This is a genomic window from Aquabacterium sp. (assembly GCF_034003525.1).
Classification (GTDB): Bacteria; Pseudomonadota; Gammaproteobacteria; order Burkholderiales; family Burkholderiaceae_C; genus Aquabacterium.
This window is the reverse complement of sequence record NZ_JAVEYN010000011.1, coordinates 63,037-83,897: the sequence shown is the minus strand read 5'-3', so window position 1 is coordinate 83,897 and position 20,861 is coordinate 63,037. Positions and strand designations below refer to the sequence as shown.

General features: G+C 64.4%; 21 protein-coding genes and 1 tRNA gene. 10 read left to right on the top strand and 12 right to left on the bottom strand.

Annotated features, from left to right (window positions below; translation table 11 throughout):
- The first annotated feature begins 30 nt into the window (after positions 1 to 30).
- Complete coding sequence (locus RBT42_RS08625) at positions 31 to 684, top strand: protein-L-isoaspartate O-methyltransferase (RefSeq protein ID WP_320364146.1); 654 nt, start codon at positions 31 to 33, stop codon at positions 682 to 684.
- A 38-nt stretch (positions 685 to 722) separates the two neighbouring features.
- Entirely contained in the window at positions 723 to 2,108 is a 1,386-nt protein-coding gene (locus RBT42_RS08620) for a TolC family outer membrane protein (protein ID WP_320364144.1), read from the top strand.
- A gap of 27 nt (positions 2,109 to 2,135) precedes the next feature.
- Here RBT42_RS08620 and RBT42_RS08615 read toward each other — a convergent pair whose 3' ends face one another.
- From RBT42_RS08615 to petA, 9 genes are all read right to left on the bottom strand, one after another.
- Positions 2,136 to 4,451 (bottom strand): ATP-binding protein, encoded by a 2,316-nt coding sequence (locus RBT42_RS08615; RefSeq protein ID WP_320364142.1) that lies wholly within the window; start codon positions 4,449 to 4,451, stop codon positions 2,136 to 2,138.
- On the bottom strand, positions 4,448 to 5,425 hold the full coding sequence (locus tag RBT42_RS08610; protein ID WP_320364140.1) for an ABC transporter substrate-binding protein: 978 nt from the start codon (positions 5,423 to 5,425) through the stop codon (positions 4,448 to 4,450). The genes RBT42_RS08615 and RBT42_RS08610 overlap by 4 nt, the downstream gene beginning before the upstream one ends.
- A gap of 131 nt (positions 5,426 to 5,556) precedes the next feature.
- Positions 5,557 to 6,534 (bottom strand): transcriptional regulator, encoded by a 978-nt coding sequence (locus RBT42_RS08605; protein ID WP_320364138.1) that lies wholly within the window; start codon positions 6,532 to 6,534, stop codon positions 5,557 to 5,559.
- 162 nt (positions 6,535 to 6,696) lie between these two features.
- Positions 6,697 to 6,772, bottom strand: a tRNA-Thr gene (locus RBT42_RS08600).
- Positions 6,773 to 6,798: 26 nt separating this feature from the next.
- Complete coding sequence (locus RBT42_RS08595) at positions 6,799 to 7,401, bottom strand: ClpXP protease specificity-enhancing factor (protein WP_413785872.1); 603 nt, start codon at positions 7,399 to 7,401, stop codon at positions 6,799 to 6,801.
- Positions 7,402 to 7,429: 28 nt separating this feature from the next.
- Positions 7,430 to 8,044: a glutathione S-transferase N-terminal domain-containing protein gene (locus RBT42_RS08590; protein WP_290763543.1), complete on the bottom strand. Its 615-nt coding sequence runs from the start codon at positions 8,042 to 8,044 to the stop codon at positions 7,430 to 7,432.
- 107 nt (positions 8,045 to 8,151) lie between these two features.
- The gene (locus RBT42_RS08585) at positions 8,152 to 8,919 is read right to left on the bottom strand and encodes a cytochrome c1 (RefSeq protein ID WP_320364131.1); all 768 of its coding nucleotides are present in this window, start codon (positions 8,917 to 8,919) and stop codon (positions 8,152 to 8,154) included.
- Between the two features lie 20 nt (positions 8,920 to 8,939).
- On the bottom strand, positions 8,940 to 10,337 hold the full coding sequence (locus RBT42_RS08580; protein WP_320364129.1) for a cytochrome bc complex cytochrome b subunit: 1,398 nt from the start codon (positions 10,335 to 10,337) through the stop codon (positions 8,940 to 8,942).
- Between the two features lie 14 nt (positions 10,338 to 10,351).
- A complete protein-coding gene (gene petA, locus RBT42_RS08575; RefSeq protein WP_320364127.1) occupies positions 10,352 to 10,948 on the bottom strand; it encodes a ubiquinol-cytochrome c reductase iron-sulfur subunit in 597 nt (198 codons plus the stop codon).
- A 262-nt stretch (positions 10,949 to 11,210) separates the two neighbouring features.
- On the opposite strand from petA, the gene mscL reads away from it, so the two are divergent.
- Both mscL and RBT42_RS08565 read left to right on the top strand, forming a co-directional pair.
- Positions 11,211 to 11,630: a large conductance mechanosensitive channel protein MscL gene (gene mscL / locus RBT42_RS08570; protein WP_320364125.1), complete on the top strand. Its 420-nt coding sequence runs from the start codon at positions 11,211 to 11,213 to the stop codon at positions 11,628 to 11,630.
- Between the two features lie 124 nt (positions 11,631 to 11,754).
- Entirely contained in the window at positions 11,755 to 14,184 is a 2,430-nt protein-coding gene (locus RBT42_RS08565) for a DUF1631 family protein (protein WP_320364123.1), read from the top strand.
- 22 nt (positions 14,185 to 14,206) lie between these two features.
- On the opposite strand, the gene pdxA is transcribed toward RBT42_RS08565, so the two are convergent.
- On the bottom strand, positions 14,207 to 15,259 hold the full coding sequence (gene pdxA, locus RBT42_RS08560; RefSeq protein WP_320364121.1) for a 4-hydroxythreonine-4-phosphate dehydrogenase PdxA: 1,053 nt from the start codon (positions 15,257 to 15,259) through the stop codon (positions 14,207 to 14,209).
- A 66-nt stretch (positions 15,260 to 15,325) separates the two neighbouring features.
- Here pdxA and hisI point away from each other — a divergent pair, with 66 nt between their 5' ends.
- From hisI to tatC, 5 genes are read left to right on the top strand one after another with little or no spacing between them, the layout of a single operon-like run.
- Entirely contained in the window at positions 15,326 to 15,715 is a 390-nt protein-coding gene (gene hisI / locus RBT42_RS08555) for a phosphoribosyl-AMP cyclohydrolase (RefSeq protein WP_320364119.1), read from the top strand.
- Positions 15,712 to 16,092 (top strand): phosphoribosyl-ATP diphosphatase, encoded by a 381-nt coding sequence (locus RBT42_RS08550; protein WP_320364117.1) that lies wholly within the window; start codon positions 15,712 to 15,714, stop codon positions 16,090 to 16,092. The genes hisI and RBT42_RS08550 overlap by 4 nt, the downstream gene beginning before the upstream one ends.
- A gap of 44 nt (positions 16,093 to 16,136) precedes the next feature.
- The gene (gene tatA, locus RBT42_RS08545) at positions 16,137 to 16,367 is read left to right on the top strand and encodes a Sec-independent protein translocase subunit TatA (protein WP_320364115.1); all 231 of its coding nucleotides are present in this window, start codon (positions 16,137 to 16,139) and stop codon (positions 16,365 to 16,367) included.
- 38 nt (positions 16,368 to 16,405) lie between these two features.
- Positions 16,406 to 16,882, top strand: a complete 477-nt coding sequence (tatB, locus tag RBT42_RS08540; protein ID WP_320364113.1) for a Sec-independent protein translocase protein TatB — start codon at positions 16,406 to 16,408, stop codon at positions 16,880 to 16,882.
- An 11-nt stretch (positions 16,883 to 16,893) separates the two neighbouring features.
- Positions 16,894 to 17,682: a twin-arginine translocase subunit TatC gene (tatC, locus tag RBT42_RS08535; RefSeq protein WP_320364111.1), complete on the top strand. Its 789-nt coding sequence runs from the start codon at positions 16,894 to 16,896 to the stop codon at positions 17,680 to 17,682.
- Positions 17,683 to 17,791: 109 nt separating this feature from the next.
- On the opposite strand, the gene RBT42_RS08530 is transcribed toward tatC, so the two are convergent.
- Positions 17,792 to 18,580, bottom strand: a complete 789-nt coding sequence (locus RBT42_RS08530) for a THxN family PEP-CTERM protein (RefSeq protein WP_413785875.1) — start codon at positions 18,578 to 18,580, stop codon at positions 17,792 to 17,794.
- A 255-nt stretch (positions 18,581 to 18,835) separates the two neighbouring features.
- Complete coding sequence (locus RBT42_RS08525; RefSeq protein ID WP_320364107.1) at positions 18,836 to 20,023, bottom strand: Do family serine endopeptidase; 1,188 nt, start codon at positions 20,021 to 20,023, stop codon at positions 18,836 to 18,838.
- Between RBT42_RS08525 and RBT42_RS08520 the strand changes: the two genes are divergently transcribed.
- Complete coding sequence (locus RBT42_RS08520; RefSeq protein WP_320364105.1) at positions 20,022 to 20,801, top strand: Nif3-like dinuclear metal center hexameric protein; 780 nt, start codon at positions 20,022 to 20,024, stop codon at positions 20,799 to 20,801. The two genes, RBT42_RS08525 and RBT42_RS08520, sit on opposite strands and share 2 nt — an antisense overlap.
- The last annotated feature ends 60 nt before the right edge of the window (positions 20,802 to 20,861 follow it).

Sequence of the window (20,861 nt, the reverse complement as noted above, 5' to 3'; positions counted from 1 at the left end):
TTCCATACCGTCTCCCGTAGGATGCCCAGCATGAACGTCGAACAAGCCCGCTTCAACATGATCGAGCAACAGATCCGCCCCTGGGATGTCCTGGACCCCACGGTGCTGGAGCTGCTGTCGTCCGTTCACCGTGAAGATTTCGTGCCGGAAGCCCACCGCGGCCAGGCCCTGATGGACCTGGAGATCCCGCTGGACAACGGCCGTGCCCTGCTGGCCCCGCGCGTCGAAGCCCGCCTGGTGCAAGACATCAGCCTGCAAAAGGATGAAACGGTCCTGCTGATCGGCGCCGCCACCGGCTACATGGCCGCCCTGATGGCCCACCTGGCCCAACGTGTGGTCGCCATCGACGCCGACGCCGGCCTCGTGGGCGCTGCGCGCGCCAACCTGAAGAAGGCTGGTATCAGCAACGTCGAAGTGGCTCAGGCAGACGGCACCCAAGGCTACCCCGGCAAGGCCCCTTATGACGCCATCTTGCTGGCCGGCTCCGTGGCCGAAGTGCCCCAGGCCCTGCTCGACCAGCTCAAGCCCAACGGCCGCCTGGTCGCCGTCGTCGGCCAGCTGCCCATGATGTACGCCACCCGCTACACCCGTGAAGGCCAGGCCCAGTTCAGCAGCCAACAGCTGTTTGACACGGTGCTGCCGCGCCTGACCGGCTTCACCGAACCCAGCCAATTCAAGTTCTGAGCCCCGCTCGGCTCTGCACCCAACTGAGGAAACCCCCGATGTTCCAGCACGTTTCGCCCTCGCACCTGACCTCTTCCGCCACCCCCAACGCGTGGCGGCCGCTGGCCCGGGCGTGTGCCCTGGCCGTGCTGGGCATGGCGGGCTCCCTCAGTGCGCAGGCCGAGAACCTGGTCGATCTGTACCAGGCGGCACGCGGCTACGACGCAGCCTACCTGGCCGCCAAATCGCAGTTCGATGCCGCCCAGTTCAAGGCCGACCAGGCCCGTTCGCTGCAACGTCCGTCGGTCAACCTGCAGGCCACGGTCAAGCGCAACCGCCTGGAGTCGTCCGTGGAAGGCCCCGTCAGCTACGACGGCAGCAGCACCAACAGCCAACTGGCTGTGGCCGCACGCCAGCCCCTCTTCAACCAGAGCAACTCCGCCAAGGTCTCCCAGGCCGAGGTGTCGCTGAACGCCGCCCAGGCCGACCTCAAAATGGCCGAGGACGATCTGGTGGCCCGCCTGGCCCAGGCCTATTTCGACGTGCTCTCCGCGCAGGACGTGCTGGCCACCGCCCAGGCCAACAAGAAAGCCCTGGCCGAGCAACTGGCCTCGGCCAAGCGCAGCTTCGAAGTCGGCAACTCCACCATCACCGACACGCGTGAAGCCCAGGCCCGCTTCGACCTTGCCACCGCCCAGGAACTGGCCGCCACCAACGACCTGCGCGTCAAACGCATCGCCCTCGACCAGTTGGTGGGCCGCGCAGACGTCAAGCCCAACCCCCTGCGCACCCCGGTCAACCTGGAGTCCCTGGACCCAGGCCAGATCGACCCCTGGGTGCAGAACACCGTCACCTCCCCCATGGTGCGCAAGGCCGAAGTCGGCCTGAAAGTGGCGCAGCTCGAGGTGGACAACGCCCGCGCCGGCCACATGCCCACGCTGGACGCCGTCGCCCAGCTCGCCCGCACCCATAACAGCTCGAGCAACGACCTGATCAAAGCGCAAAGCGGCGCCGGCACCTCAGGCTCCATCGGCCTTGAGTTCAACATGCCGCTGTATGCTGGCAACGCCATCCAGAACCGCGTGCGCGAAACCCTGAGCCTGCAAGACAAGGCCGAACGTGACCTGGAGAACGCCCGCCGCAGCGTCGACCTCGGCACGCGCCAGGCCTACTCAGGCGTGCAGTCCGGCTTGGCCCAGGTCAAGGCCTACGAGGCCGCTGAATCGTCGGCCAAGCTGGCCCTGGAAGCCACTCAACTTGGCTACCGCGTCGGCGTGCGCATCAACAAGGATGTGCTGGACGCGCAGACCCAGCTGACCAACACCCAGAAGGACCTCTACAAGGCCCGCTACGACGTGATCATCGGTGCCATCAAGCTGCGCCAGGCTGCCGGCACCCTCACCGCCGACGACCTGGCCGAACTCAACAAGCTGGTCGCCCCCTGACCCTCCGGCCCGTCGACCTGACCGGATTCAGTCTGGCTCGGGCGACAAGGCCAGCTCATCGACCTTGCGCAGCAACTGCCCCACGTCGATGGGCTTGGTCACATAGGCGGCAAAGCCTGCCGCACGGCTGCGTTCCAGGTCCCGCGGCATGGCGTTCGCGCTGACGGCGATCACCGGGATGCCCCGGGTGGCCGGGTGTTCACGCAAGCACTGCATCACGGCGTAGCCGTCCATGTCGGGCAGGTTGATGTCCAGCAAAATGAGATGCGGCTTGTGGGTGCGCGCCATCTCCAGCCCCAGGCCGGGGGCCATGGCGCTGAGCAACCGCACCCCGGGCAACATGCCCACCACACTCTCGATCAGCTGCAGGTTGTTCGGGTTGTCTTCGATGCACAGCACCGTGCGGACCGCCACGCCGCCGCCCGACGTGGCGAGCGCCGCCTGGCGCACCGTCCCGGCGGCATCGCCCGGCCCAGTGCCGTCCTGGGCACGCGGCAGTCGCACCCAGAAGGTGCTGCCCTCGCCCACCTGGCTCTCCACCCCGATCTGTCCGCCCATCAGGGTCATCAGGCGCTTGCTCAAGGCCAGACCGATCCCGGTTCCCTCCACATGGTGATGCTCACCGGCATCCAGGCGCTCAAACGGCACGAACAGGCGCGCCTGCTGATCGGGCGTCAGGCCCGCGCCCGTGTCACTGAAGCGAATGCAGATGCCCTCATCCTCCAGGACGCAGCCGACACTGACCACCCCAGCCGTCTGGTTGTACTTGATGGCGTTGGACAGCAGGTTGAGGAACACCTGCTTGAGGCGGGTGCGGTCCGCACGAACCTGCCAGGCATCTCCGCAGGCCACGTCCAGCAAGCGGATGTCGCGCGCCTGGGCTTGGGGCCGCACCAGCGTCAGGCACTCTTCCAGCAAGGGCCGCAGCGCCACCTGCTCCAGGCTGACCGTCATCTGACCCGACTCGACCCGCGCCAGGTCGAGCACCTCGTTGATCAAGGCCAGCAGGTGCTTGCCGCCATGCAGGATCTGCCGCACATGGGCGATCTGCAAGGGCTCCCGCGCCGAAAACTCCAGCAACTGTCCGAAGCCCAGAATGGCGTTGAGCGGGGTGCGCAGTTCATGGCTCATCCGCGACAGGAAATCGCTCTTGCTGTGGTTGGCGCGCTCGGCCTCGTCCTTGGCCGTGGTCAGCTCGAGTGTGCGTGCCGCCACGCGCATCTCCAGCTCCTCGTTGAGCAGCTTGAGGCGCTCCTCGGCCTCCTTGCGCGGGGTCACATTGCGCGAAATCAGGATGTAGCTGGGACGGACCCCATCGGGTGTCTCCTTGCGCGCCACCGAAATCTCGAACCATTTGGCGCCAGCGGGTACGTCCAGCGCCAACTCGCGCCCCCAGACCGCCCCGAGCTTGTCTGCATCGCGCAGCGCCTGGTGCACCACCTCGGCCGCGGCGGGGGGCATGACCTCCCGCACGGTCTTGCCTATCAAGCGCTCAGGCGCTAACAACAGCCACTCAGTCTTGGGGCTCAGCACGCGCAGGTAACGCCCCTCGCCATCAAGCTCAAACAAGAGATCGGGCAGGGCCTGCCAGGTGGCAGCCAGCTCCTGACGCAGGGCGTCAAACCCTCCCGCCAGGTGATCAATCTCCATGAAGCCCCCCCGCGGCACCGGCGTGCCCCACTCTCCACGGCGCAAAGCGCGCGACACCTTGTCCAGTTGCGCCAGCGGACGCGTGACGTAGCGACCCAACAGCCAGACCATCAGCCCCATCATCGCGAGCCAGCCCAGCATGTCCGGCACCCGACCCATCACCTCGGCATGTTGCGCCTGCGCCCGCAGCGTGCTCAGGTCATAGGCCACGTACACCACCGCGCGCCGCAAACTGCGAACCTCGTCGTCCCGGCTGGGCAAGGTGAAGGACTGCACCGCGTCCATGCGCTGGCCATCGGCATGCATCTGCCAGTCCGGCAAGCGGCCCCGAGCCGCCTGACGCAAACGCCCCAGATCCAGGGTCGGCCAGACTTCACGCACCGTTCGCCCACGCCAGGCGGCGCGGCTGGCGTTCAAGACCTCACCGGCCTCGGTCACCAGCAACACCACCTGCACCTGGGGACGGCTCGCCACCTGGGCCACCTCTTCGGCCAGCAAGTCCGAGGTGCCGGGCGGCAAGCCATCGGACAGCCGCACCAGATGCGCCACGTCGCGCAAGAGGTTGAGTCGTTCCGACGCGGTCAGGTCGCGCTGCTTCTGATGCAAGGCATACGCGAGGGAGGCCGCCCCGAACACCAACATGACGGCCAGCATGACCAGCGGCAAAAACAGACGCAAAGACCGTTCGTTCATGCCACCTCCGGCAGGAAGGTCGGCTCACACAAGGACGTCAGGTCGGGCGCCCGATCCAGCAAACGCGCCTTGTGCATGAGCCGCCCCACCATCTGGGCCGATGCCTGCAAGCGCGGCTGCGTGCCACCCAGCCAGCCCTGATTGGCTGCCAGGTCGGACAGGGCGATGCCCCCGAACGCCCGCATCACCTCTTCTGGCGACACCTGCTGGTGGGGCGCCATCAGCCGCGCGGCCACCTCGGGCTGTGCCTGCCGGTGCTCAAAGGCCCGAAAATACGCCTGCAGCAGGTGGCGCCAGGCGTCATGCTGCCCAGGCAAGGCGTCGGCGCGCACCGCCAGCACGTCCAGGATCAGGCCCGGCAGACGGCTGCTGTCGAGCAGCAAGTGCGCCCCGAGCGTCCGCAGCTGCGACGCCATGGGCTCGAACGTGATGACCACATCCACTTCACGGCGCGCATACGCCGCCACATGCTGGTCGGCCGTCAACGGCACCTTGATCACATCGGCCGCGTTGAGTCCCGCCATCTCCAGCAACTTGGCCAGCACCACCGCCCCCAAGGCGGTGGCCTCCACGCCGATACGCCGCCCCCGCAGCTGGCTGAGCCGGGTCACGGACGGATGCGTCAGCACCACGTCGGCCCCATGCGACTCGCCAAACACCAGCACAGCGCGCGCATCGACCCCGCCTTCGCGCACCAGGAGGAGCTCGTCGAGCGTCAGGGCTGCGGCAGGCACCTGTCCATTGACCAGCGCCATCATGCTGGCCGTGTTGGACGGAAACTCCTGCAGCCGCACCTCGCGCTCACCGAGATAGTCCAGCTCGGCCGCCAGATGCAGCAAGGCATAACCCACCCAGGCATTGAGCGCCACCTGCACCGGCTCACGCGGTGCGGTGCATCCGCTCAACACCCAAGGCCACACCGGCGCGCCGCACAGCACGCCACCGCTCCTCGTCAGCCAGGTACGTCGATTCATATTGGAATTGTTTGGACCGCAGAACACGCGCCTCGACACTCAGGCAAGGCAGCGCGCTACACATTCTTACATTCTGACAAGACAAGAACATGTCTCACCGCGCACAGACGCTGCGCGGGAGGGGATGACGATCACTTGTAGCGCGCACATGCCTGCGCCAGCCGCGTCGCCACCGCCTGCTTCAAGGCAGCCGGGCGCAGCACCTCGACATCCGGACCCCAGCGCAGGATGTCCATGATCAACTCGGTGGGCTCGACATACGGCAGCTTCATCAACAAGGCACCGGTGTCCTCCACCTCGGTCTCCTGCTGGGGATGCCAAGCCTCCTGCGACACCCAGGGCGCCGCCTCGGCCGCGAAGTGCAACTGCGCCCAGCTCACCTTGTTGCCGGCAAAGATGCCGTAGCCGCCATCCATCTCCTCTTCCACGCGCTTGAGCGACAGATTGCGTGCCTTGCGCTCCAGAGGCTGGGCCGCTTCCACGGCGTCCAGTGCAAAGCGGCGCAGCGCGTCGCTCTCATGGCACCAGGCGTCAAGGTACCAGGTGTTGCGGTAATGGATCAGGCGCTGTGGCGACACCTCGCGCACCGAACGCGCCTTGCGTGAGCGGGTGAAGTACTGCAACTGAACCCGGCGGCGCTGCAACAGCGCCGCGCAAATCACCTCAAAGCACTGACTGCCCACGGCACGCCGCGCCGAGCCCACGATGCGAACCCGGCGCATCAACTCGGCCGCATCCACCTCGGTGCTGCCGAGCAGCTGGTGCACCCGGTCCAGCAAAGGCCCCAGGTGACGGCTCAGCGTGCCTTCCGGGTCCAGGTCCGACAGCAGGTGGTGCGCCATCAAGAGCGCGTACAGCTCCTTCTGGTCGAACCACAAGCCAGGCAGCTCATGCTTGTCGCCCATGTGGCCTTCGTCGGCAAAGCGATAGACGTTCTCCGCACGGTCGTACACGATGGGCGCACCCATGCGGTCGCGCAGGAACTGCAGATCGCGCTTGAGCGTGGCACGTGACACCTCCAGCTCCGTGAGCATCTCCTCGAAGCTCACCTGGCCGCGGTGGCGGATCATCAACTCGATCTTGTAGAACCGTTCGGTCTTGCTGCCCATGATGTGCCTGCTCGATACGTTAAGGGAAGGCGTATCGGACGACTTTAACAGGGCGCCCCCGGTATCCGGCTCAGGGTCAACTGCAGGCCCCCCAAAGGAGGAAGCCCCAGACGCAAAAAAGCCGCAAGGCGCATGACCTGGCGGCTTTCTTTTGAATCTGAATGGTGCCGGCTGTCGGATTCGAACTGACGACCTACCGCTTACAAGGCGGTTGCTCTACCAACTGAGCTAAGCCGGCACTGCCTCACATTCTACACAGCTTCTTCACTTGATTCGGCGCAGTGTCGGGCGGCCGCCACCAGACGGGGGGGGCTCAGGCTTGTCATCGCTGCTGCCCCCGGCAACGCCGGGTCGCGCCTCGGACTCCACGGACTTCAAGCTGGCCTTGTCCTTGGCCGGCTTCGGGGCGCGCGCCAGGTGCAAGCCCACCGAACGCGCCTCGGCCGGGGCCTTGTCCCCGGCGTCGGGCTCTGCCGCGGCGTCTTCCTCGGACGACGAGGTCGGGGCATCCACCCCTTCGCCACCCAAAGAAGTCGGCACCGGGAAGGCCATCCCCTGTCCGTTTTCACGCGCGTAAATCGCCACCACGTGATCGACCGGCACGAGGATGTCGCGCACCCGCCCGCCGAATCGCGCCTTGAACTCCACGAACTCGTTGCCCAGCACCAGCTGGCTGGTCGCCTCAAAGCTCACGTTCAGAACAATCTCGTTGTTCTTGACGTACTCCTGCGGCACCTGAACCGAGCGGTCCACGTACACCGCCACATAGGGCGTGAACCCGTTGTCGGTGCACCAGTCATGCAAGGCGCGGATCAGGTAAGGACGTGTGGACGTCCCTTGTGCTTCTTGTTCAGTGGACATGCTCATGGGGCCGGTTGACGATCACGCAGCACGATCACTTGCGCATCACCTTTTCAGACGGCGTCAGCGCTTCGATGTAGGCCGGACGCGAGAAGATGCGCTCAGCATACTTCAACAGCGGCAAGGCATTTTTCGACAGCTCGATGCCGTAGTAATCCAGGCGCCACAGCAGCGGCGCGATGGCCACGTCGAGCATCGAGAAGTCGTCGCCCAGCATGTACTTGTTCTTCAGGAAGATCGGTGCCAGCTGCGTCAGGCGATCGCGGATCTGCGAACGGGCCTTCTCCAGCTGCTTGTCGGTCCCCTTCACGCCGCCACGGCCTTCGAGCAGGTTCACGTGCGAGAACAGCTCCTTCTCAAAATTGAGCAGGAACAGGCGCACGCGGGCACGGGCCACCGGATCGCCTGGCATCAACTGGGGATGCGGGAAACGCTCGTCGATGTACTCGTTGATGATGTGCGATTCGTACAGGATGAGGTCGCGCTCAACGAGGATGGGCACCTCGTTGTACGGGTTCATCAGGGCGATGTCTTCGGGCTTGGCAAAGACGTCCACATCACGGATCTCGAAATCCATGCCCTTTTCGAACAGCACAAAACGGCAACGATGCGAGTAAGGGCAGGTCGTCCCGGAATAAAGCACCATCATGGGGGTGGGTCTCCTAAATATCTCAAAACAACGAAGCGCAGTGGTCGCTGAGAGCAGACCACTGCGCCACCACAGCACTCACCGATCGCTCAGTGAATGCATCAGGATCACTTCACGTCTTTCCAGAACGCGGCATTCAGACGCCAGGCGATGACAAAGAAGATCGCCAGGAAAATCAGGACACCCACGCCGATGCGTTGACGTTGCTGCTGGACGGGCTCGCCCATCCATTGCAGGTAGGCCACCAGGTCGGCGATCGCGCTGTCGTACTCCTGCGGCGACATCGTGCCGGGGGTCAACTGCTCGAAGCCTTCAAACTCGTGTGTCTTCTTGGTCGGATCCTTGGGATCATCCACCTCGACGAACTTGGCCGTGCGTTGGCCCTGCAACTCCCACAAAGCGTGCGGCATGCCGACGTTCGGGAAGGTCAGGTTGTTCCAGCCAGTCGGACGGGTGTCGTCACGGTAGAACGTGCGCAGATAGGTGTACAGGTAGTCGGCACCGGTGCCCGAATGGCTGGCGCGCGAACGGGCCACCAAGGTCAGGTCGGGAGGCAGAGCGCCGAACCATGCCTTGGCGTCCTTCGGATCCAGCGACACCTTCATCACCTCACCGACCTTGTCGGTGGGGAACAGCAGGTTGTCCTTGATCTGCTGCTCGGTCAAGCCGATGTCCTTCAAGCGGTTGAAGCGCATGAAGGCAGCGGAGTGACAGTTCAGGCAGTAGTTGACGAACAGCTTGGCACCGTTCTGCAGAGCAGCCAGGTCAGAGACACGTTCCTTGGGGAACTTGTCCAGCACCAGGGCGCCACCGGCAGCCTGTGCACCCGTCACCAGGGCAAAGGCGGCCAACAGGGAAGCAAGAATCTTTTTCATGTCTGTTTTTCCTGCAGCGATCAGTGGGGCTTGAAGGTGACGCGATCGGGCACGGGCTTGAAGGTACCCAGCTGGCTCCACCACGGCATCAGCACGAAGAAGCCGAAGTAAATCAGGGTGCCGACTTGCGAGACCAGTTCACCCGTGGGCGACGGCGGTTGCACGCCCAGGTAACCCAGGATCACGAAGTTGATCACGAACACGCCATACACCAGCTTGTGCCAGCTCGGACGGTAGCGGATCGACTTGACCGGGCTCTTGTCCAACCAGGGCAGACCCACCAGGATCACCACGGCGCCGCCCATCACGGCCACGCCCCAGAACTTGGCTTCGAAGGTCTTGAGCAGTGCGATCACGACCGCAGCGACGACCAAGCCCACCACCTTGGACTTGCCCTGACCCTTGATCAGGTTCAGCACGGCACCCAGGGCGATGATGATGGCCAGCACGTTGACCATCAGGTCGGTCGTGGCACGCAGCATCGAGTAGAACGGGGTGAAGTACCAGACCGGCGCGATGTGCGCAGGCGTCTGGAAGGGGTCAGCCGGGATGAAGTTCGGGCGCTCCAGGAAGTAACCGCCGAACTCGGGCGCGAAGAAGATCACGGCCGAGAAGACGATCAGGAAGCCCACCACGCCCAGCAGGTCGTGCACCGAGTAGTAAGGATGGAAGGGGATGCCATCGAGCGGCTTGCCTCGGGCGTCCTTCGGGCCTTGCTTGATCTCGACGCCGTCCGGGTTGTTCGAGCCCACTTCGTGCAGCGCGATGATGTGCGCGACCACCAGGCCCAGCAGGACCAGGGGCACGGCGATCACGTGCAGCGAGAAGAAGCGGTTCAGCGTGGCGTCACCGACCACGAAGTCACCGCGGATCAGGATGGCCAGGTCCGGGCCGATGAAGGGCACGGCAGCGAACAGGTTGATGATGACCTGAGCGCCCCAGAAGGACATCTGGCCCCAGGGCAGCAGGTAGCCCATGAAGGCTTCAGCCATCAGCGCCAGGAAGATCAGGCAACCGAAGATCCAGACCAGTTCACGCGGCGTGCGGTAGGAACCGTAAATCAGGCCACGGTACATGTGCAGGTACACCACGACGAAGAACGCCGAGGCACCCGTGGAGTGCATGTAGCGAATCAGCCAGCCCCAGGGCACATCACGCATGATGTATTCCACCGAGGCAAACGCCAGGTTGGCGTCGGGCTTGTAGTTCATGACCAGGAAGATCCCGGTCACGATCTGGATCACCAGCACCAACATTGCCAGCGAGCCGAAGAAATACCAGAAGTTGAAGTTCTTCGGTGCGTAGTAGTCGCCGACGTGATCGTTCCAGAGCTTGGTGGCCGGAAACCGGTTGTCCACCCAGGTCATGAACTTCTCGCCAGCCGAAGCGCCCGCGGGCGCCTGCTTCATTTCAGCCATGTGCGTGTCTCCTGTCAGGCCTTCTTGTCTTCACCAATCAGCAGCTTGGTGTCAGACAGGTACATGTGGGGCGGAATCTCCAGGTTGTCCGGAGCCGGCTTGTTCTTGAACACGCGACCTGCCAGGTCAAAGGTGGAGCCATGGCAAGGGCACAGGAACCCGCCCGGCCAGTCGTCCGGCAGCGAAGCTTGCGGGCCAGCCTGGAACTTCGACGAAGGCGAGCAACCCAGGTGGGTACAGATGCCCACAGCCACCATCACGTCTTCCTTGATGGAGCGGTGGGTGTTGCGAGCGTACTCCGGCGTCATCTCGAGCTTGCGCTCGGAATTCGGGTCAGCGAGTTGCGGGTCGATGCTCTTGAGGGCCGCGACCTGCTCGGGCGTGCGCTTGAGGATCCACACGGGCTTGCCGCGCCATTCGACCGTCATCATCTCGCCCGGCTTGAGGGCGCTGATGTCCGCCTCGACGGCGGCACCGGCGGCTTTCGCGCGCTCGGACGGTTGGAAGGTCGAAACGAAGGGGATGGCGGTGGCCACGCCGCCCACGCCACCGGCGGCGCAGGCCATGGTCACCCAGGTCCGACGGCTTTGGTCCACTGGCTGATTGCTCATGGGTATCCTTAGGGACTGATAGGACGATGACAGAGATATGGGGTCAACCGCATATTCTAACGGAGGTCAAAGGCGCATCCCGCTCGATTCTCAGCAGCTTGCTCAAGCGTTGGCCGCGCGATCCTGCTACATTTTTGCAACATCCCCAGGAGACACTGGCACCGTGCGGTTCATTTGCGGGCCTCCCCCGCGTCATTGATACAGTGCACCACATCACGGCAGCACGCCGCCGCCGACCTTCCCCCAAAGACAGGAGCCAGCCATGGGTTTTTTCAGTGAGTTCAAAGAGTTTGCCGTCAAGGGCAATGTGATGGATCTGGCCGTCGGCGTCATCATTGGCGCCGCATTCGGCAAGATCGTCGACTCCGTCGTCAATGACCTCATCATGCCGCTGGTCGGCAAGGTCGTCGGCGGACTGGATTTCAGCAACTACTACATCGCACTGGCGGGACAGGACCCGTCCCTGCCCTTGCTCGAAGCCAAGAAGATCGGCGCCGTGTTCGCATACGGCAACTTCCTGACCGTGGCGCTGAATTTCGTCATCCTGGCTTTCATCATTTTCCTGATGATCAAGCAGATCAACCGCCTGAAGAAGGAAGCACCGGCCGCGCCGTCAGCCCCGGCTGTCACGCCCGAAGACATTGTTTTGCTTCGTGAAATTCGTGACAGTTTGAAAAAGTAAGGAGCTCATGCAGATCTGCACGGTCACGGCCCCTCCTCATGAGCATGCCACCCCCTGTTTCGGGACAGAATCGAGCATCTGACGCTGCACAGATGGACCGCATGACTTCTGATTGGATTGCTACGTGACCGACCCACGCCTTGACGCCGTGCTGCAACCCGCTCTCGGACGCATCCGAGGCGCGGTGTCAGCCGTGCTGGATCAGGCCATCGTGCAACTGGCCGCCCAGGCGGCCGCCAGCACCAGCAATCAGCAAAGACAATTGCTGATGACCGCCGACCGAGAGTTGCGACTCAAGGCTGGCCGTCTCAAGCCTTGTTTCGAGCGCGAACTCAACGCGCTGGTGGACGGGTGCCTGCAAAGTAACCCGGACACCAGCCCCAACAGCCTGGCCAACACGGACTGGGCCTCCTTGTCTCTGGTGGACAACGCCCAGGTCGAGCGCGATGTCCAGGCCGACCGACTCGCGCTGACGGTCACGCACGCGTGCGAACGCCCACTGGAGACCGTTAGCGGCTACATCGCCGGCCTGCTGGACGACGCCAGCCCGGAGCGCAACCCCTTGCGCCCCAAGCTGGTCGCCAAGGCCCTGCTCGACAGCCTGATCCAGGTCGACATCCCCGAGGATGTGACCCAGGCCATCGCTGCGCAATTGCCCCCCCTGCTGGGACCGGCCTTGGCCACGTGCTACGAGCAGGTCGCCCACGACATGCGGGGCGCGGGCCTGCAGGCGCAGGGCATGGCCGTGCAAAAGGCGCGCAGCTCTGGCGCCATGCCTTTGGGGGCCGATGCCCGGCGCACCGAGCCCGCCCCCCAAGCTGCGGAGGCGGCCATCCCAACGCGCCCCTCCGCCCTGCACGCACGGGCGGCGCATGCCCTGGGTGAGATGTTCGGCGTCACCATGCCGGAACCCAGCTACCCCGGTGGCACGGGCGGCAGTGGTGGCACAGGCGGCAGCATGACCTCAGGCGCCCCCTTGAGTGCCGACTTTCAGAACCTGCTGCGGCAGATCAGCCGGCAAGCAGGCGAAATCGGCCAGGAGGCCATGGCGGCGGCCGGCCTGAGTTCGCAGGGTGGCCACCTCGACGTCGGCCTCCAGATGCCCGGTTTTGCCGGACCGCTGATGGCCGTCAACCAGATTCGCGCCAACCGCGACGAACTGGTGCGTGCCAGCGGTGGGGCAGCGCTCGACAAGATGGTCATCGACATCGTGGCCGCCTTGTTCGACCAGGTGCTCTCCGACCCCAAAGTCTCGCCCGAGATGGCCCGCCAGATCGCCCGCCTGCAGATGCCGGTGCTGCGCGTGGCCCTGGGCGACATGAACTTCTTCAATTCACGCAAGCACCCGGTGCGGCGCTTCGTGAACCGCGTCGCCTCGCTGTCGGCAGCCTTTGACGACTACGGCCAGGGACCGGGCGCCGATTGCCTGGCGCGCATCACCAGCCTGGTCAATGACATCGTCGACGGTGACTTCGACCGCATGGATCTCTATGAGACCAAGCTGCGCGAGCTCGAAGCCTTCATCGAAGCCGAAACGGCGCAAGACGCCGCCGACAGCGCCGACATCGCTGCCTTGCTCAGCACCAAGGAAGCCGATCTGCGCGTGCAGCAGCGCTACATGCAGATACTGCAGCGCGAGCTGCTCGATGTCGAGTTGCCCGACTTCCTGCGCGACTTCCTCGCCCAGGTCTGGAGTCGGGTACAGGTGGTGGCCGCCACCCGTGATGGGGCCGACTCGGCCCTGGCCCAGCGCATGAAGACCGCCGGCCGCGAGCTGGCCTTGAGCGTTCAGCCCAAGGGGCACCCCAAACTGCGTCAGGCCTTCCTGCTGAAGTTGCCGTCCTTGATGAAGGACATCAACGAAGGCCTGGCCCTGATCCAGCATCCGGAGGCGGCCAAGCAGGCATTTTTTGCCGAGCTGCTGCCCGCCCATGCAGCCTGCCTGAAAGCACCGCCCACGCACGACCTGACGCAAAGACTGCTGGAGCAGCGCCTCAAGCAGGTCGAGAGCATCGCCATCCCGACGCGGGAGGAGACCGCCGGTGACTCGATGCCCACGCCGTTGGACAGCCTGCACACCGACCACAGCCTGATGAGCACCTCGGCCTTCACCGCCGAGGAGATCAAGCAGTCGGGCTTCATCCCCGAGGCGGCACTCGACAGCGGCAGTCTGGACATCAACCTCGACCTAGGGGCCGCAGACATTGACATCGACCCCACCCTGGGCGATCTCGACATCAACCTCGACACCCCGCCGCCGCCTGCGGCCGGGCTGCAACTGGTGCATCACATCCAGAAGGGCACGCCCTACCACATGGTCATGCAGGGCAAGTGGCAAAAGGTGCGCCTGACCTGGATCAGCGAGGGCCGGACCTTCTTCATCTTCAACGCCGGCCACCTGCACAAGCAGACCATTTCACTGACCGGTCGTACCCTGGCCCGCATGTGTGAAACAGGTCGTTTCAAGGCCTTTGAGCAGGCCGAGCTGATCGAGCGCGCGACCGTGCGTGCGCGCAAGCAACTGGCCGCCTTGAGCGCCGGCACCCAGCACTGAGGCCTGTTCCCGCTCGCAGCGCTCAGCGACGCCGACCCGCCACCAGCGCACGCGCCATCCGTGCGGCCGCGGCCAGGCTGGCTGCATCGGCCCGCCCGGTCCCCGCCAGGTCAAACGCCGTGCCGTGATCCGGGCTGGTGCGCACGAACGGCAAGCCCAAGGTCACATTGACCCCTTGCTCCAGGCCAAGGTATTTGACGGGGATCAGACCCTGGTCGTGGTACATCGCCACGACCACGTCGAACTCCCCGGGGTGGGCGGGCTGCGCATGGCGAGCACGCATGAAGACGGTATCGGGCGCGATGGGGCCGATGGCGTGGATGCCCTCGGATCGGGCCGCCTCGATGGCCGGACCGATGATGCGCAGCTCTTCATCGCCAAACAGCCCCCCCTCCCCGGCGTGCGGATTGAGGCCGGCCACCGCAATGCGCGGCTGGCTTTGCCCCCACAACGCGGCGCTGCGGTGGGTGATGCGCAAGGTTTCGAGCACGCTGTCAAACGTCACCTGCTCGATGGCTTGGCGCAGGGACACGTGGATGGTTACCAGCACGGTTTTGAGCTGGTCGTTGGCCAGCATCATGCGCACGGGCGCCGGCGGCTGTCCGGGCGGACTGCCTTCGGCCTGCAGCAATTCAGTGTGCCCGGGATAAGGTTCCCCAGCCAGCGCCAGCGCCTCCTTGTGCAGGGGGGCGGTCACGATGCCAGCCACCTCCCCCGCCTGCGCCAGTCGCACGGCCTCGCGGATGGACGCGGCGGCTGCCCGGCCAGCGCGCACATCGACCTGCCCCACGGGGGCATCGAGCAGATCCTCGGGCAGGCCCGGGGGCGCCCAGACCCCCATCTCGTCGGCCGCCAGGGTCGCCACCTCGCTCAGCGCCGCGAGTGCGCGCACCCGTGGACGCCGCCCAGCGGGCAGCCAGCCCACGGCCCTCGCCATCACCTGAGGGCAGCCAACCACCACGGCCTCACGCCCACCCGGCCACCACTGGGCAATGATCTCCGGGCCAATGCCACAGGCATCGCCCATCGTGACGGCCAGCAGTTCGGCGGAATTTTCTTCATGCGGTCTTGACATGAACATATTGTGACCTCAGCTATAGGGGCAAGGTCAGGTTGGCTTGCCGATTGCTACACTCCCACCATGACGTGGCTTGATGAGATTCGCTGGGATGACAACGGTCTGGTACCGGTCATTGCCCAGGAGGACAGCACCGGTGATGTGCTGATGTTTGCCTGGATGAACCGGGAGGCGCTCGCCTTGACGGCCGACAAGGGCGAGGCGGTGTACTGGAGTCGCTCGCGCAAGCGCTTGTGGCACAAGGGCGAGGAGTCTGGCCACATCCAGAAAGTGCACGCCATACGCCTCGATTGTGACAACGATGTGGTGCTGTTGCGCGTTACACAACTCGGTCACGAACCGGGCATCGCCTGTCACACCGGCCGTCACAGTTGCTTCTTTCAAAAATATGAGAATGGCGAGTGGGTTGCTGCCGACCCGGTTCTCAAAGACCCCGAACACATCTACAAATGAGCGATTCCCTGGACACCCTGGACGTGTTGAGCCGCTTGGCCAGCGTCATTGAGTCACGCAAAGGTGGTGACCCTGACAAGAGCTATGTGGCCCGACTGTTCTACAAGGGCACCGACACCGTCCTCAAGAAGGTCGGCGAGGAAGCCACCGAGACGGTGATGGCCGGCAAGGACATGGCGGCCGAGCCCAGCGAGGCCCATCGCCAGGCTCTGGTGGGAGAGTTTGCAGATCTGTGGTTTCATTCGATGGTGGCCATGGCCCACCTGGGGGTGAACCCTCGGGATGTGGTGGGGGAACTGGCGCGCCGTGAAGGCCTGTCAGGTCTGGAAGAGTTCGCCGCTCGCAGCAAGCCAGCCGCAGGCCCGCAAGGCGCCTGAATTACGTTTCATTGTGGGGACACACCCCTTTATCGGAGTACATCATGGGTTCTTTCAGCATCTGGCACTGGTTGATCGTGCTGGCCATCGTCGTCCTGGTGTTTGGCACCAAGAAACTCAAGAACATCGGCGGCGACCTTGGGTCGGCCGTCAAGGGCTTCAAGGACGGGATGCGTGACGGCACGACCAGCGAGCCGAGCGACCCGCAGAAGGTCGCCAACGCCACCCGCGACGACGTCAACACCGTCGACGTCGAAACCAAGACCAAGTCCTGATGGGTGCGGCCTGCCGCCGGCCGGGAGTGGCCTGATCCATGATTGATTTTGGTATCGACAAACTGGCCTTGATCGGGGCGGTTGCCTTGATCGTGATCGGCCCGGAAAAGTTGCCGAAGGTGGCCCGTACGGTGGGCTTGCTGCTGGGCAAGGCGCAGCGCTACCTGTCCGATGTCAAGAGCGAGGTCAACCGCTCGATCGAACTGGAAGAGCTCAAGAAGGCCAAGGAAGGGCTGGAAGAAGCCGCCCGCGACATCGGCCAGAGCGTGTCGGCCAGCCTGGAAGAAGCGGGCGCGGCGCTGAGCGAGCAGGATCAAGCGACGGCGGCCAGCTTTTACGAGGACCTGCCCTACTACGGCAGCGGCAAGCCGGTTCGCAAAAACTGGCGTCTCAAGCGGGGCGCGATGCCGCTTTGGTACAAGCAACAGCACGGCATCCGGCGCCATGCGCAGTCCGGCGCGGCCCGTGTGGCCCGTTTCCGCCCCCCCGTGGCCGCGAAGCCACGCCAACCCTGAACCACATCCCTGTGAGCGATCCCAACAAGAATCCAGACGAGCTGGATGGCTCCGAGCAGCCCTTTGTGTCGCATCTGGTCGAACTGCGCGACCGCTTGATCCGCGCGGTGATCGCCATCGCGGTGGCGTTTGCGGTGCTGGCCATCTACCCTTCACCGTCGGGGCTGTATGACTTCCTGGCCTTGCCCTTGGTCGAACACCTTCCCAAGGGCGCCACGCTGATCGCCACCAACCCGATCTCGCCTTTCATGGTGCCGGTGAAGGTGACCATGCTGGCGGCCTTCATGCTGGCCCTGCCGGTGGTGCTCTATCAGATCTGGGCCTTTGTGGCGCCGGGCCTGTACACCCATGAAAAGAAGCTGGTGCTGCCGCTGATCGTCTCCAGCACCCTGCTCTTCTTCGCGGGCGTGGCGTTTTGCTACTTCTTCGTGTTTGGCAAGGTCTTTACCTTCATCCAGAGCTTCGCACCCAAGAGCATCACGGCGGCCCCTGACATCGAGGCCTACCTGAGCTTCGTGCTCAACATGTTCCTGGCCTTTGGGGCTGCCTTCGAAGTGCCGGTGGTGCTGGTGATCCTGGCGCGCATGGGCATGGTGTCGGTGCAAAAGCTCAAGGACTTCCGCAGCTACTTCATCGTGATCGCTTTCGTGATTGCCGCCGTGGTCACCCCGCCGGATGTGGTCTCGCAACTGGCGCTGGCCATCCCGATGTGCCTGTTGTACGAGGTGGGCATCTGGGCGGCGCAGTTGTTCGTCAAGCACACCAAGGCGCCGGACAGCGACGATGCAGCAGCCACCTGAGCTGAGCGTTTGCTGAACGCCTGCACCAAGCAAAAGAAAAGGCCCGCCAATGGCGGGCCTTTGTGTTTCCGGCAGGGGCAACTGAGAGAGCGGCGCCCCTGCTCGGAGATCACGCAGCCTTGTTCACACGGCGACGCGCCACGCCAGCACCCGCCAGCGCCAAGCCCACCAAGGCCAAGCCAGCAGGCTCAGGAATGGGCTGGGTAGAGATGGTCAGACCGAACAACACATTGTTGGACTGATTCTCAATCGTCGTGAAGCCAATGCAGCCAGCGGGCAGGCCGACGGCACCGCAAGCACCTGCGCCCTGCGGCTCCAAGGTGCCCGTACCGCCGATGGGGAAGGCATTCACGTAGTACGTAAACCCGTCATAAACGAATGCTTCATCCAACAAACCACTGGTCAACACGAAGATGTCGTTGCAAGGAACGGGGCTGTTCACCTCGCAACTGCCATCGTTGGACGTTTCCAGAAACTGGATCTGGTAGTTGAGCGGAACCAAGGCTTGTGTCGGCCCCACCGGTACCGTCGGCGTGAGTGACAAGGCCACCGTGAGCGTCGCAGATCCGAGGGATTGCCCGGCCGGGATCACGTTGTTGATGTGCGTCAGGGTCAGGGTCGGGGCCGCATTGGCCGCGGGTGGGATACCCCCCCCCACATAGGTGTTCACTGTAGGATCGACCAGCGGGTTGGAGACACTCAGGGAGCTCTGTTCGTTCTCCGGGACGTCCCCCCAGCGCAAGCGAGTGTTCCCCTGATCCCGGATGACGGTGCCTGGTGCATAAGCTGTCCAGGTGCCTGAAATGTCGATGCTCCAAGTTTCGACCATCGCAGCACTGGCCTGGGTACCCACCAGCAAAGCTGCGGCGGCAATCATGGTTGACGTCAAGTGTTTCATTTTGAACCCCATCTGAATGATGATGAACTCGCATCGTTGGTTGATGCGCCTTGTTGACGGGCTGAAAACTGCCCCCGCACTCACCACAACGCATAGACCGTGCCAGAACACCACCTGCGCGCTAAGTTCTTGAAAAAAAAGGGCATTCACGCACCACCAAGTTCATGGCCGCAGGCGCGTGTCAAAAAAACCAACACCTCGTCGCAGCCCACTTCCACGATCCAAAAACAAAGCCCGCATCGGCGGGCTTGGGGCTCACTCTTCGCTGTCGTCCTGCTGGGGCTGCGCTGGCATGGCCATCCGCGGGCGCTTGGCCACCGTGACCATGGCGGTCAGGCTCTGGCCGCCGCGCAGCAGGCGCAACTGAGCCGCCTCACCGGGTTTGAGCGCGGCCACGGCATTGAGCAACTGGGCCGTGTTCGCGACCTTCTGCGAGGCCACTTCCACCACCACATCGCCTGGGCGCACGCCACCCAAGGCCGCCGGGCCGTTGTGTAGCACGCCGGTGATCAGCACGCCTTCCTTGAGCGGCAGGTTGAAGGTTTCGGCAATCTCGGGCGTCAGGTCGCGCGGCTCAACGCCGATCCAGCCCCGGGTGACCTGACCGTCGCGGATCAGGCTCTCCATCACCTGACGGGCCGTGGACACGGGAATCGCGAATCCGATGCCCATGCTGCCGCCCGAGCGGGAGTAGATCGCGCTGTTGATGCCCACCAGGTTGCCTTCGATGTCCACCAGCGCGCCGCCCGAGTTACCAGGGTTGATGGCCGCGTCGGTCTGGATGAAATTCTCGAAGGTGTTGATGCCCAGTTGGTTGCGCCCCAGGGCACTGACGATGCCCGAGGTGACGGTCTGGCCCACGCCGAAGGGGTTGCCGATGGCCAGCACAGCGTCACCCACCTGCAAGGCGTCGGAGCTGCCAAAGGTGATGGCGGGTAGGCGATCGAGTTCGACCTTGAGCACGGCCAGATCGGTGTCCGGATCGGTGCCGATGACCTTGGCCGACGCTTTGCGGCCGTCGGTGAGCATGATCTGGATGTCGTCCATGCGGTCGACCACATGGTTGTTGGTGAGCACATAGCCTTCCGGCGAGACAATCACCCCCGAGCCCACGCCGGACTGTGGCTGCGACTCCTGGTCACCGAAGAAATAACGGAACCACGGATCGCTGCGGCGGTTCTGGCGGGCCGCCGTGTTGCTGGCACTCACGCTGACCACCGTGGGCGCGGCCTTGCGAGCAGCATCACGGAAACTGGTGAGGGCTTGGCGCTCAGCGCTGGCGGCACTGGCGGCCGGCGACGGGGCCACGAGCACCGTGGGCGCGGGCAGGCCCTGTCGGGACGTCCAGGCCGACAGCCACTGCGGACGGAAGGTCGCCACAACAAAGAGCACACCGACGGCAACGGTCACCGTCTGCGAGAAAATCAACCAGGTTTTGCGCATGAACATCACAAGCCAGAAAGGGCCCGCCGTGATCGATAGAGACACCCTGCATTCCCACCTCCACCAACTGCTGGAAGCCGAACGCTTTCGGGATTATGGGCCGAACGGTCTGCAGGTGGAGGGCAAGCAGGTCATTCGCAAGGTGGTGACCGGGGTGACGGCCAGCCTGGCGCTGATCGAAGCGGCCATCGAGGCCGGCGCCGATGCCATCCTGGTGCACCACGGCCTGTTCTGGAAGGGGCAGGACGGCCGCGTGACCGGCTGGATGAAACAGCGCCTGCAGCGCCTGCTCGCCCATGACATCAACCTGCTGGCCTATCACCTGCCACTGGACGCCCATGCCAGCCTGGGCAACAACGCGCAGTGGGGCGAGAAATTGGGGCTGCAGGCCGATGCGCGCTTTGGCGAGCAAGACCTGGGTTTCATCGGGTCGGCGCCAGCGGGCTTGGATTGGAGCACGCTGCAGGCGCGCGTTCGCGAGGTAATGGGGCGCGAGCCTATCGGCTTGGCCGGCGATGGTCGCCCGCTGCGACGCGTGGCCTGGTGCAGCGGTGGCGCGCAGAGCTACTTCGAAGGCGCCATTGCGGCCGGCGCCGACGTGTTCCTCACCGGTGAGATCTCCGAACCGCAAGCGCACTATGCGCGTGAAACCGGTGTGGCCTTCCTGGCCTGCGGTCACCACGCCAGCGAGCGCTATGGGGTGCAGGCGCTGGGCCAACACCTGGCGGCGCAGATGGGCGTGCAGCACACCTTCATCGAGATCGACAACCCGGCGTGATCGGAACACCGCACGGCGACGGGCGGAGCGGCACCAACGGCCTCGGCCGCACGTCACCAT

Excerpts from the sequence above, each read along its gene's own strand:
- RBT42_RS08625 (WP_320364146.1), top strand. The coding sequence starts at position 31 with ATGAACGTCGAACAAGCCCGCTTCAACATGATCGAGCAACAGATCCGC.
- RBT42_RS08620 (WP_320364144.1), top strand. The coding sequence starts at position 723 with ATGTTCCAGCACGTTTCGCCCTCGCACCTGACCTCTTCCGCCACCCCC.
- RBT42_RS08615 (WP_320364142.1), bottom strand. The coding sequence starts at position 4,451 with ATGAACGAACGGTCTTTGCGTCTGTTTTTGCCGCTGGTCATGCTGGCC.
- RBT42_RS08610 (WP_320364140.1), bottom strand. The coding sequence starts at position 5,425 with ATGAATCGACGTACCTGGCTGACGAGGAGCGGTGGCGTGCTGTGCGGC.
- RBT42_RS08605 (WP_320364138.1), bottom strand. The coding sequence starts at position 6,534 with ATGGGCAGCAAGACCGAACGGTTCTACAAGATCGAGTTGATGATCCGC.
- RBT42_RS08595 (WP_413785872.1), bottom strand. The coding sequence starts at position 7,401 with ATGAGCATGTCCACTGAACAAGAAGCACAAGGGACGTCCACACGTCCT.
- RBT42_RS08590 (WP_290763543.1), bottom strand. The coding sequence starts at position 8,044 with ATGATGGTGCTTTATTCCGGGACGACCTGCCCTTACTCGCATCGTTGC.
- RBT42_RS08585 (WP_320364131.1), bottom strand. The coding sequence starts at position 8,919 with ATGAAAAAGATTCTTGCTTCCCTGTTGGCCGCCTTTGCCCTGGTGACG.
- RBT42_RS08580 (WP_320364129.1), bottom strand. The coding sequence starts at position 10,337 with ATGGCTGAAATGAAGCAGGCGCCCGCGGGCGCTTCGGCTGGCGAGAAG.
- petA (WP_320364127.1), bottom strand. The coding sequence starts at position 10,948 with ATGAGCAATCAGCCAGTGGACCAAAGCCGTCGGACCTGGGTGACCATG.
- mscL (WP_320364125.1), top strand. The coding sequence starts at position 11,211 with ATGGGTTTTTTCAGTGAGTTCAAAGAGTTTGCCGTCAAGGGCAATGTG.
- pdxA (WP_320364121.1), bottom strand. The coding sequence starts at position 15,259 with ATGTCAAGACCGCATGAAGAAAATTCCGCCGAACTGCTGGCCGTCACG.
- hisI (WP_320364119.1), top strand. The coding sequence starts at position 15,326 with ATGACGTGGCTTGATGAGATTCGCTGGGATGACAACGGTCTGGTACCG.
- RBT42_RS08550 (WP_320364117.1), top strand. The coding sequence starts at position 15,712 with ATGAGCGATTCCCTGGACACCCTGGACGTGTTGAGCCGCTTGGCCAGC.
- tatA (WP_320364115.1), top strand. The coding sequence starts at position 16,137 with ATGGGTTCTTTCAGCATCTGGCACTGGTTGATCGTGCTGGCCATCGTC.
- tatB (WP_320364113.1), top strand. The coding sequence starts at position 16,406 with ATGATTGATTTTGGTATCGACAAACTGGCCTTGATCGGGGCGGTTGCC.
- RBT42_RS08530 (WP_413785875.1), bottom strand. The coding sequence starts at position 18,580 with ATGAAACACTTGACGTCAACCATGATTGCCGCCGCAGCTTTGCTGGTG.
- RBT42_RS08520 (WP_320364105.1), top strand. The coding sequence starts at position 20,022 with ATGAACATCACAAGCCAGAAAGGGCCCGCCGTGATCGATAGAGACACC.
- RBT42_RS08525 (WP_320364107.1), bottom strand. The coding sequence starts at position 20,023 with ATGCGCAAAACCTGGTTGATTTTCTCGCAGACGGTGACCGTTGCCGTC.